This window comes from Psychrobacter sp. NG254 (genome assembly GCF_015277735.1).
Taxonomy (GTDB): Bacteria; Pseudomonadota; Gammaproteobacteria; order Pseudomonadales; family Moraxellaceae; genus Psychrobacter.
On sequence record NZ_JADHDA010000005.1, the window covers coordinates 110,238 to 122,719 of the forward strand.

Annotated in this window: 6 protein-coding genes and 1 pseudogene; all 7 read left to right on the top strand. The window is 43.6% G+C overall.

Going from position 1 to position 12,482, the window contains the following annotated elements; translation table 11 throughout:
• The first annotated feature begins 563 nt into the window (after positions 1-563).
• Positions 564-941 carry a twitching motility response regulator PilG gene (pilG, locus tag IP510_RS09835; protein ID WP_194364611.1) on the top strand — a complete coding sequence of 126 codons (378 nt, stop codon included), beginning with the start codon at positions 564-566 and terminating at the stop codon, positions 939-941.
• A 173-nt stretch (positions 942-1,114) separates the two neighbouring features.
• Positions 1,115-1,477: a response regulator gene (locus IP510_RS09840; RefSeq protein ID WP_194364612.1), complete on the top strand. Its 363-nt coding sequence runs from the start codon at positions 1,115-1,117 to the stop codon at positions 1,475-1,477.
• 3 nt (positions 1,478-1,480) lie between these two features.
• Complete coding sequence (locus IP510_RS09845; RefSeq protein ID WP_194364613.1) at positions 1,481-2,011, top strand: chemotaxis protein CheW; 531 nt, start codon at positions 1,481-1,483, stop codon at positions 2,009-2,011.
• A gap of 516 nt (positions 2,012-2,527) precedes the next feature.
• Positions 2,528-3,601 (top strand): annotated as a pseudogene (locus IP510_RS09850) (methyl-accepting chemotaxis protein); the annotation flags it as partial.
• A 153-nt stretch (positions 3,602-3,754) separates the two neighbouring features.
• A complete protein-coding gene (locus IP510_RS09855) occupies positions 3,755-4,624 on the top strand; it encodes a CheR family methyltransferase (RefSeq protein WP_194364615.1) in 870 nt (289 codons plus the stop codon).
• Between the two features lie 30 nt (positions 4,625-4,654).
• Positions 4,655-11,485 (top strand): Hpt domain-containing protein, encoded by a 6,831-nt coding sequence (locus IP510_RS09860; protein ID WP_194364616.1) that lies wholly within the window; start codon positions 4,655-4,657, stop codon positions 11,483-11,485.
• Positions 11,475-12,476 (top strand): chemotaxis protein CheB, encoded by a 1,002-nt coding sequence (locus tag IP510_RS09865; RefSeq protein ID WP_194364617.1) that lies wholly within the window; start codon positions 11,475-11,477, stop codon positions 12,474-12,476. Before IP510_RS09860 ends, IP510_RS09865 begins: the two co-directional genes overlap by 11 nt.
• Positions 12,477-12,482 lie beyond the last annotated feature (6 nt).

The window sequence follows — 12,482 nt, forward strand, 5'->3', positions numbered from 1 at the left end:
ACAGTCAAGAGAGCTAAAAGCTGATATCAAATAATTGAAACAGATAGTGGTTTTTCCAATAAAGACAGTTATTTATGATACTTACGAGTTTGAACATTAATTTACTAATAGCTGGAAAATAGTCAATAACTGTGCTAAAACAACATAATGAAATATACCACTACATTTTTATTACAAAAGAAAATTATACAGCAAGGTATATATTGACTCTATATAATGTAAAAACAATAAAAACAGTATGCCTTGATCACGTTTAATGCTCTGAAAGCAATAGTCTTTGTTCGAATATGGCAGATAGTAAGCGCCAATAATGAGCATGAATAGCTATAGAACGCTCTCTTATTGAGCTAAATGATGGCAAAGTAGGGGTATAGCTGATATTTGTGATTCGTTTGACAGCAATTACTGATAAACAAGATATTCGCTGTCATAACACTTTATAATACAAACTCAACCGTTCGTATCGATCCAATAATAAGTGATGTCACAAACTAAGATGACTGTTAAAACTTTGTATTGACAGATAGTGTTACGAATAAATAGTCGTTAATAGGACAATGATAATGGAAAATAATTTTGCTGGTTTGAAAGTAATGATTATCGATGACTCAAAAACCATTCGCCGTACTGCAGAAACCTTATTACAAAAAGCGGGTTGTGAGGTAGTCACTGCCATAGATGGTTTTGATGCGTTAGCAAAAATTGTCGATAATAACCCAGATATTATTTTCGTCGATATTATGATGCCACGTTTAGATGGTTATCAGACGTGTGCATTGATAAAGAATAACCCTGATTATGCTGGCAAACCAGTGATCATGTTGTCGTCAAAAGACGGTTTATTTGATAAAGCCCGTGGTCGGATTGTCGGGTCTGATGAGTACTTGACCAAGCCATTTAGTAAAGATGAGCTTTTTGATGCCATCAATCAGTACCGTTAGTCGAGTATATATAGCAATCTGTCGATTAATTCATACAATTGATGACGAGTCCTAACTAACGAATGTTAGGGGATTTATCGTATCAGTCAGTTTTGAGATACTACTTTCAATTGTACTGTCCCAATAATATATGAATATATCCTTACGGATATCTGAAAACAAAGGAAATTTCTATGACTACTGTTTTAGTCATTGACGATTCGCCATCAGAAATGGCGAAATTTCGCGATATGCTTGCCAAGAATCATTTTAAAGTATTGGAAGCCACTAATGGTGAGCAAGGCTGCCAGATGGCGGTTGATCACCTGCCAGATGTTATCTTAATGGATGTGGTTATGCCTGAAATGAATGGTTTTCAGGCAACGCGAAAAATCACCCGAGGCAAAACTACCGCTCATATTCCAGTCATTATGATTAGTACTAAAAATCAAGAGACAGATAGAGTATGGGGCAAGCGTCAAGGTGCCAAAGAATACATGAACAAACCAGTTGATGAAAATAGATTGGTCAATATGATTCGTACAGTGATGGAGTAATTCGTGGCTTCTAGAGGGTTTATTGAGCTTCTGCGTTCAGCAGATTTGGCGCGCGCGCGCAAAGGCGGCCGTCGCGGTGGACAAGCATTTGATTGGCAAGGCGTGGTGTTTGAGATCGGTGGACAACGACTGGTTGCGCCTATGGGTCAAGTATCAGAAGTCTTGAGCATGCCAGAATATACAAGCTTACCTCTAGTCAAGTCCTGGATGCTCGGTATTGCCAATATCCGAGGTCGTCTATTACCACTCACGGATTTGGCCGATTTTTTGCAGGTCCCGAGCCTAGTGCCACAAATGAGCCAACGCAAAGTGATTGTTGTTGAATATAACAATGTTTTGTCAGGATTATTGGTTGATCAAGTGCTGGGTATTGAACAGTTCACTCGTGAACAATACCGTGCAGAGGCCATCGATTACGATTCGCCGTTTGCGCCTTACAATCATGGTAAATTTCTTAAAGCAGAACAAGAGTGGTATGTCTTTATGCCAAGCTTGCTCGCACAAGATCTACAGTATGCAGATGCAGCAATATAATCATAGACAATAGAATATTTGTCTGCTGAGCAGTGACAGAATAATAGCGACTGATATAAAGCAGTGGCATGTCAGCATTTATACAGGCTTTGCTAATCATTGTTTCGATAACAATAAGATTGTCAAAGTCAGACACGATAAGACTTTGATGATGGTTTGAAAGGAATATGCAAGATGAGTGATGTTATAAGAAAACCTGTAAATGGCATGGCCAGCACAGCGGCAGATAACAAAAATTCTGATAATACGTGGAAGCTATTATTGGGTCTTTTTGCCATATTGAGTGTGGCTTGTCTGATTTGGCTGATTAACTCGTTATCATCAGTGAGTCAGTATTTTGGCAACTTTAGCCAATCGGTTATTTTGCCAGTTGCTATTTTTACCGTCAGTGCGTTGGGTATTTTGTTTGCCTCATACCAGTTGCTCAGACAACGTGGTGGCTCAGAGCGCTTACTGATTGAAAAAGAAACCTTACGCCGCCGTCAAGAAGCCGAAGCAGAGTCTGAGCGTGCTCGTCAGATTCAAGAAGAAAACGAACGTAACCAGATTGCAATCTTACGTCTGCTTGATGAGTTGGGTGATTTGGCAGAAGGTGATTTGACGGTTAATGCGACCGTATCAGAGGACTTTACAGGGGCGATCGCTGACTCGGTAAACTTTGCCATTGACCAATTGCGCCAATTGGTACTGGTTATTAACAGCACGGCCAACCAAGTATCGCAGTCCTCAGATCAGACTCAGATGAATGCGGTTGAGTTGGCTGAAGCCTCTGAGCATCAAGCACAAGAAATTGCTGGTGTGTCAGCGGCGATCAATGAGATGACGATATCAATTGACCAAGTTTCAAACAATGCGTCAGAGTCTGCAACGGTCGCACAGCGTTCAGTTGCGATCTCTCATAATGGTGCTGAGGTTGTACAGCGTTCTATCGAAGGTATGAACGTGATTCGTGACCAGATTCAAGAAACCTCAAAACGTATTAAACGCTTGGGTGAGTCTTCGCAAGAAATTGGTGACATCGTCGGCTTGATTAACGATATTGCTGATCAGACCAACGTTTTGGCATTGAACGCTGCGATTCAGGCCTCTATGGCAGGTGAAGCAGGGCGAGGCTTTGCGGTTGTTGCTGATGAAGTTCAGCGTCTGGCTGAGCGTTCAGCAAACGCCACCAAACAGATTGAAACACTGGTAAAAACCATTCAAGCAGATACCAACGAAGCCGTCATGTCAATGGAGTCAACGACTTCTGAGGTAGTACGCGGTGCCCGTCTAGCAAAAGATGCAGGGGAAGCACTAGAGGAAGTACAGAGTGTTTCTAACACTTTGGCAGACTTGATTCAAAACATCTCAAACGCAGCAATGCAGCAGGCTGAGTCTGCGGGTCATATCTCTCATACGATGAATATTATCCAAGATATTACTTCACAGACATCCTCTGGTACGATGGCAACCGCTCGTTCTATCGGTGAGCTGAGTGAGATGGCTGCAGCACTACAAGAGTCAGTGACTGGTTTTAAAGTAACTAATGATGATGATATGTTGGCGCATGATATGCTAGCAGCTGAGAGTGCAATGTCAGCAAGTGTTTAATACAGACAGAAAATCTCCAACAAGTATTTTTGATTTTGAAACTATCTTGATGAATCGTACTGTTTTTTGTTCTTGAAGTCATGATGAGTGTCATATTTGGTATTAGATAGGCACTTGATTAAGACAGTCGATCTTTCCTTGGATGATACTGTAATGGAAAACGACAGTTTTAATGTAAAACAGTGGCAACGCTATATAGAGCGAGAGATCGGCTTTATCCTGCCAAATATACAGCAGCAGTGGTTCAAAAATGCGATTGAGCATACCGCAGTATCGCATGCATTAACGACCGCGCAGCTGTGGTGCCAATTGCCAGAAAACCATGAACTGCGCCAACATTTGCTAGACAAAGTTTTGATTCATGAAAGCCGTTTTTTTCGTCACAAGCCTTCTATTGATTTTGTCGAAAAATGCGCCTTGCAACATCAAGCGAGTGCCAAGGATACTGACGACGTATTTCGTATTTGGAGTGTGGGTTGTGCAAGTGGTCAAGAGGTTTGGTCTGTGGCCATGAGTTTGGCAGCAGTCCAGCTGCCAAACTATGAAATATTAGGAACGGATGTCAGCGAAGAGGCCATTAGAAACGCCCGCTTGGGTCAGTATGATAAAAGGCAGCAGTTTTTAATTCCAGCAGATTGTCAGCAATTTATCCAGCCGTTAGCCGTTGAGAGTGCTATAGAGCGTTCAAATACCAATCACTCCTCTACTGTGTCAATGATGGATAATATGCAGCCGCATTGGCAAATTGCCTCTACTTTACAATCACATGTTAGTTTTACTTTGCATAACATTATCGAACACCGACCACCCACAGCGTATCTGCAAAACGTGATTATCTGCCAAAATATGTTGTTGTATTTTAGAAAATTTGATCAGCGTGATATTTTGGCGCGTCTATCAGAGCAGTGTGCGCTAGAGGGGTATATTGTATTGGCTCCAGGTGAGGCGCTGTTTTGGCGTCCTTCAAATATGCGCCGTATTGCGCACCCACAGGTTAATGTGTGGCAAAAAATTAGTGCCTAAATAAGTGCTTAGACGAGTTAGGATGACCCTATGAAAAACCAGCCCAATGACATAGTGACGCTTGAGTGGCTACTACCATTGTTCAATCAGCAATTATCACAGGTATCTAATGGCTGGCAAGTAGATGCTGTCAATGCCAATTATGAGCAGATGGCAGCGAACTATCATCAAGTCAGTGGTGCACTGACCATGATAAAACTGTCTTCTTTAGCGAGCCTTGCTAACAAGTTGAGTTTGTTAGCAGGATTGGCGTCTGATACCGATTTATCTGTCAAAGACCGCCGCATGGGGCAACATTCTCATAGAGTATTGCAGCATGAGCTCAACCAACATGCACGCATTGGTAGCCATTATATCGCAACAGTAGATAGCGCTGAGGATGAGTTGGTTCAAGCATTGTCCAAACGAGGTCTTTCAGTAGCGTCGTCTATTAGCACACGTAATGCCCAACAAGAACATATATATACTGACACCAGTCATGACGCAAGCCTGAGCATTGTCAGCAGCATGGACATGGTCATACCAACCAATGTCGCTGTCACCCATTTAGAGAGTCATCAATATCAGCAGCTGTTATTGGTTTGGCGACAGCAAGTGCAAGCGTTGCTAGTGGCTAATGTCAATACATCGTCTGTGCTAACAATCTTACAAAAAGTCAGCCACTACCTCTGGCAAACGGCAGAAGAGATGGATCTTCAGCGCCTTTGGTATCTCACCGAGCTATGGCTAAATGATCTTGCTGATAACGATACGCCATTGCCGGAATATTACGCACCCTTATTGAGTCAGCTAGATCATGCCATAGAGTCCAGTGCTCAGCCAGAAATCTCATTGTCGTCAGAGGCTGTCCAAGACCTCATCACGGCAGTCTATATTGAGCTAAGTTACCTCGTAAACAGAAGTGACCGTACACAGCTAATTCTAGATGAGGTGTCAAAAAGCAACACCGCAGCGCCACGCTTTTTGCTTCGATTGATGAATGAGCTTGATACCCTTATCTTTGAGCTGGATCAGCCGGAGACTCTTATCACACCTTTGCAGCAAATAAAGCATCAGTTTGAGAGTCGTGGCTGGCGCTATTATGAGTCACAAGTTGAGTCTATTCTGGCAGATTTGCAGCAGGCAATGTCCTCAGACACAGGGTTTGCACAAGAGCAATGGCAGATTGAGCGAAAACTCCAAGAGTTGTATAACAGCATTCATAGTACCGAGCAAATCATATCACTCAAGATTGGTGAGTCAGCTTCTTTTTCTACCGTGCCTGATGTATCTGAGAGCAATGACAGACAAGATGGCGCTATACAGCAGACGGTTGCTACTGACCATGACTTGCGCGAGCTACGTATCGCGGTAGAAGAGATAAAGCAAGGCTTCGATGGATATACACAGCGCCAAGATATAAAGCTGTTGCCCGCGGCAGCCGCCTTTTCTCGTCTCGAAAATGCCTTCAATGATATGGGGCTTGCCAGTGTTCGCCAAACTATCAGCGATATAGCCAGTGTCTTTGCAACATTGACGATGCATCAGGTGGCAGTATTGAGCTGGGACATGACCCAAGCATTGGCTGAAAGCTTAACATCGATTGAACTGTTTCTTGATAGGATGGCGCAGCAGGTTTTCGACCAGCAGTTACTCACCTTGGCTAATGAACATACGGCTAGAGCAAACCAGCTCTTGGATATGTATCTTGACTCGCCAGAAGTGCCACATGATACGTGGCTTGTCCAACAAGCAATGACGACTCATAACGTGACGCGCTATGATGATAGTGGCGAGATTGCGCCTGCGATAGCAGTAGACTCTACTATCGATTCAGCAGAAAGTGGTGCGCTAAGGCATGCTCGTACACAAGTCAAACCTGACAGCTTTGAAGTGGATGCAGATATCCATAATACCTTCATCAAAGAGGCGACTGAAGTTATCTCTGATTTAGGGGATTTCTTGCCTATTTGGGAACAGGACTCACAGGATTTGACACCACTGACTGAGGTGCGTAGAGGTTTCCATACGCTAAAAGGGTCAGGCCGTATGGTCGGTGCGTTTAGTATCAGTGAGATAGCGTGGTCAATCGAACACTTGCTCAATTGTTTGCTAAATAAGGCGTTACCTATCACAGACGACGTCGTAAACTTTGTGATAGAGACAACGAAACGTTTATCGGTACTGGTATTAGATTTTGAGGCGCAGCAACCTGCACGCTTTGATCCTGCAATTACTATCGTGCAAAGTAACAATCTCATGGCGCAGCAGCCTATCAATACTGGATTGAGGATATCAGAGTCTGACAACAATGACATCTCAGATGAATCGGTAGAAAGTGCTTTAAGTGACTCAATGACCACCACTGATGATGCTGAACTGTCCTTATCTGATGATGATAAAGCGAGTAACACAGCAGACTTTTTAGCCAAGTTAGAGATACCAGAGATATTGCTACCCTTTATTCACGAGTCTGAGCAGTTATCAGCCGATACTAATGATGCAGATCCCGATATTAAAGAGATATTCATAGAAGAGGCCAACGACGTATTAATCGAAATCGTACCTCTGTATGAGCGCTGGCAGCTGTCAGCGACTGACCTAGATGGGTTAAAAGATATCCGCCGTGGTTTCCATACGTTGAAAGGGTCTGGCCGTATGGTAGGGGCTAACTATAGCGCCGAGCTAGCATGGGCCATAGAAAACATGCTGAATCGTGTCCTAGATCGTAGTGTTGAGATGTCGGCTGACATGTATCAGCTGATTACGGATGTGTTGGCAGCATATCCTGCGATACTAACGGCGTTTGAGAGCAACAGCCAAGAGTACCCAGCTACGATGCCCTTATGGGTCATCTGTGCCAATGCTTATAGCAAAAAGTGCGGTAATGAATTCAGCTATGCTGAGTTGTATACGCAAGCAATCCATGAGCTTGAGCCTGCGGCAGTTCAAGATGTACCGCTGCTAGCCGATAGTGACAAGACCAATAACGCTGGTGAAAGCAATAGTGAAGAGATAGATACGACGCTGCAAACGATTCATTCTGTGAATGAGAGAATGGCAGAAGCGACAATCGTCCTAACGCCTCAAACTGAAGAAGAAAAAGAGTTTTGTGAGATATTCATTGAGGAAGCAGAGGCGCTTTTAGGTAATATCGACCAGTTTGTCAAAGACAATCAAAATCGCTCATCTATCGAAGTGACAGATGATATTGTACGCGCCTTTCATACCTTGCGAGCTGCATCCGGTTCAAGCGCTCTTGCGGCTATCAGTGATGTTAGCGCAACGATAGAACATAGCTTGGCACTGTTACAGAAGCAAGACACGGCGATGAATACCCAACACTTAGAGGCATTGGCTCAATCGACCAAGCTAATGGAAGGCTATTTAAGCAATTATAAACAAAGCTTGCCGCAGCATAATGGTTCGGTAGAAGATGCACAAAGCCAAAAAGACATCGAGTCGTTGCAAGCGATGTTGGGTGAGCAGTATGTGTCTCAGAATACTAATGTCGACTCTGACCACAAACCAACAATAGAGCAGTTATTAGACAATCATATCGATGAATTGTTAGATGCTGAGTGGGACTTAGATGACGCGCTTAATCATGCTGATACAGCACAGATCAAACATTATGTAGAGCAACAAGTTTCACAAATCGCTGGTCTGGCTGCTAAGGCGCAAGCATTTCCAAAATTTACGACCATTCTTAGTGAGCTGGGTAATGCTTACGTCTATCTAAACGACAATCTAGATCAGGCAAGAGACAAAGAAGTTCAATCTATACTACTGGCGGGTCATGCTCAGTTGGTTGGATTGTTTGATGCATTGGCTGGTAGCACTTCATTGAAGATAGACCACAACGTCATCGACGAGCTACAAAGTATTTATCAAGAAAAAACTCCTGATGATATTGACTTTACCGTTCGAGCAGTCGCATCACCTGAGCTAAAGCTTGAATCCATTGACACTGATGATGAACTATTAGAGATATTTTTAGAAGAGGCGCAAGAGCTTGATACGGCGCTAGATGAAAGCTTCAATAAGTGGCGCGATGACATTACTAATATGAATGCGCTAAAAGTATTGCAACGTCATTTGCATACCATTAAAGGTGGCGCGCGAATGGCTGGTATTCGCAGTATTGGCGATTTGACTCACGAAGCCGAAAGCGTTTATGAGTCATTTGTAGAGAGTCGCCGCCTGCCAACACCGCAGTGGCTAGAAGTCATGCAAATGGTGCAGGACACGATGTCATTGCAAATCATGCATATTGTGAGTCATAAAAAATCATTCTTTACGCCAGAACTGATTGAGCAATTAAGAGTACTCGAAAAAGCTAAGGTATTGCCAAAGACAATAGAGCTTATTATACCAGCGCCGAAGAAGTATTTTGAGCCAACACGTCAAAGCCCAGCTATTGAAACAATTGAGCATAGAACTGATGGGTTAGATGCGCCACGCTTAGATGACATGATCAAGCAATCATGGGCAAATGGACTACCTGATCTTGATATCTTGGCCGTGTTCTTAGAAGAAGCAGAAGAGCTGACCAACCGTAATAAATACCTGCATGTGTTCTTAAAAGACACAGCAAATACCACTGCACTACAAGCGCTGCAGCGTGACATGCATACCATCAAAGGTGGGGCGAGGATGGTAGCAGCAACGGGTACTGCTAATCTGGCTCATGCCATGGAGGCTGTGTATACCGACTTTGTGAGTCATCATCGTACAGCAACCAAAAAAGCATTGGAGCTATTGGTCGCCGGTCATGATTGGCTTGCCGATGCGGTATTTATTTTACAACAGCATATCAACCCGCCTACGCCTACATTACTGATTGAGGCATTGGAGCAGTTTAGCAAAAATCCTGATAGCTTAAAGCAAATCCCTAAAGAGTCTCTACAAGTACAGCGTGAGGCTATTTTAATTGCTAAAGAAAATCAAGGCGCTCGTTATCTTGAAAAAGACATCAGCGACATGCCTTCTATGCTCAGAGACACCAATGAGGGAGATCAAAGCGCTAATAGCAATGAGATGATCCGTATCTCTGGTGGTTTGATTGAGCATATGATTAATCTCTCAGGTGAGTCAGCGATTAACCGTGCACGTATCGACATGGGCATCAGTAGCTTAACCAATAGTATTGAAGAGATGGGTACGACGGTACAGCGACTCGCCGATCAGTTACGTCGTATGGAAATTGAGCTTGAAGCCCAGATTCTATCGCAGATAGATGAAGATCTGATCGATAACGAAGACTTTGACCCTCTAGAGATGGATCAGTACTCTTCTTTGAATCAGCTGTCCAAGTCTCTGACCGAGTCAGCATCGGATTTGGTTGATATCAATCAAACGTTATTGGAAAAAACCCGTGACAGTGAGAGTCTGTTATTGCAGCTATCACGGACCCAAACAGAACTGCAAGATGGTCTGATGAACTCGCGTATGGTGCCATTTACGCGTCTCACACCTCGTCTTGAACGTATTGTCCGTCAGACAGCCAATGAGCTTAATAAGTCGGTAGAGTTGACCATCATTAATGCTGATGATGAAATGGATAGAACCATTCTAGAGCGTATAACCTCACCGCTTGAGCATATGCTACGTAACGCTGTCGATCATGGTATTGAAACCACGTCGACACGCTTAAAAGCAGGTAAAGAGCGTAGTGGGCACATCACTCTTGAAGTACAGCGTGAAGGTAGTGAGATTGTCATTCAATTGACAGATGATGGGCGCGGCATCGATGTAGAGGCGGTTCGTCAGCAATCTATCTCTCAAGGCCTTATTGATGCCGATGATGACAGTCTGACCGATCTTGACATCATGCAGTATATTTTCAATGCCGGTTTGAGTACCAGTAAACAGGTGACTCAGATATCTGGACGCGGCGTTGGTATGGATGTCGTTATTAGCGAGATTCGTCAATTAGGTGGTACTGTTTCGGTTGTCTCTGAGCTTGGTAAAGGCTCGCGTTTCACCATGCGATTACCACTGACGGTCGCGGTGTCCGATGCGCTTGTTGTGCGTGCAGCAGATCGTTACTATGCCATACCATTGGTACAGATCGAGCGCGTGGTACGTGTTAGCCCAGAAAAGCTCTATGATTATTATCAATCAAATGACGCGACAATAAACTTTGAAGACACAGATTATCGTGTACGCTATTTAAATGAGATTTTATCGGGCAGTAAGTTAAACGAGCTGGTCGTTAATACCAATACTAGCCTACCGCTGATTATTATTAAAAATCGTACTGGGCAAAATATTGCTTTGCAAGTTGATCAAATTGCAGGATCACGGATTGAAGTGGTTGTAAAACCGTTAGGACATCAGCTATCGAATATTCCAGGGGTTTCAGCGGCCACTATTATGGGTGATGGTTCAGTCATGCTAATTTTGGATCTGATTGCTTTGATGCGTAATGCGCAGTTGGTCAAAAATACTGCCAAAGCGACGAATGTTAGAAAAGGGCGCATTGAATCTAAGTCTACTATCTTGGTTGTCGATGACTCGGTCACAGTACGTAAAGTCACGTCACGTTTCTTAGAGCGTCATGGATTCAACGTGGCACTGGCAAAAGATGGTATCGATGCGATTGATATATTGCAGGATATGACACCTGATATGATATTGCTAGATATAGAAATGCCTCGTATGGATGGTTTCGAGGTTGCCACGCAAGTCAGATATAATAATCGTTTACATAATATTCCAATTATTATGATTACTTCACGTACTGGTGAAAAACATCGTGAGCGTGCCCTAGACATTGGGGTAAATGACTATATGGGCAAACCATTCCAAGAAAAAGAGTTGCTTGAGAAAATCCAAAAACTACTGGGTAAAGGGGTCAGTCTGACTGATGAAGGATAATGCACGTGTTTTAGCGCTGCGAAAAAAGAGTAAGAGTGACATTAATGTGCTGGTGGTGGCAGAAGACCACCGCCAGCGTATGGCTTTTTCAGACACAGTACGTAGCTGCGGCTTTACTCTGGTTGACTGCGTCTCAAGAGCACAGTGGCAAGAAAAGAGTGAGCTGGCCAATACCCCTGTCGATATTTGGTTAATAGACAGTGACTACGATGATGGCATGATAACAGCGACGACCGCCTCTAAGCCAGCAGCTGTGTTGGTCGGTTTCAGTCAAGCACCTTATCTCAATGAATCTCAGCAATATGCCAAATGGCAGCGTAAGTTGCAGCGTAAGTTTGCAGAACTGCTTGCCTTGCCGACATTGGTAAATGCTGCTGCTTACAAGAAAAGTGAGCATGAGACAGACTGGCACTATGTGGTTTTTTTGGGTGCTTCTATGGGTGGGCCTAGTGCGGTAAAGGAATTTTTAGATAACCTGTCACCCACGCTACCAGTCTGTGTGCTACTGGCACATCATTTTAATCATACGATGATTGAGACATTGCCGCGTATACTCAATCGCCATAATAAGTGGCGCTGTGAAATTATCGCGTCCTCACAGCGGTTGCGAGCAGGGCATTGCCTGATCGCGCCTATAGATAAGCAAGTTGTGTGTGATTCAACAGGTCGAGTAATACTACTGGATCAAGCTTGGATTGGTGAATACAAGCCTGATATTGGCCATCTTCTCAAAAACACTAGTGATGTGCATGGTAGCGAGCTTATCAATATTATATTTTCAGGCATGGGCAATGATGGCTCTCAGTATCTGGATTTAATTCAAGACAATCATAGTCAACTATGGGCGCAAGACCCGAGCACGAGTGCGTGCCCTAGTCAGCCTCAGGCTATTATTGATTCAGGCTATTGCGATTTTATTGGCAGCCCTACAGATTTGGCACAGAAATTGACTAACTATATCGGTGAAAGGGCAGCAAGCCATTCACGCTAACTTATT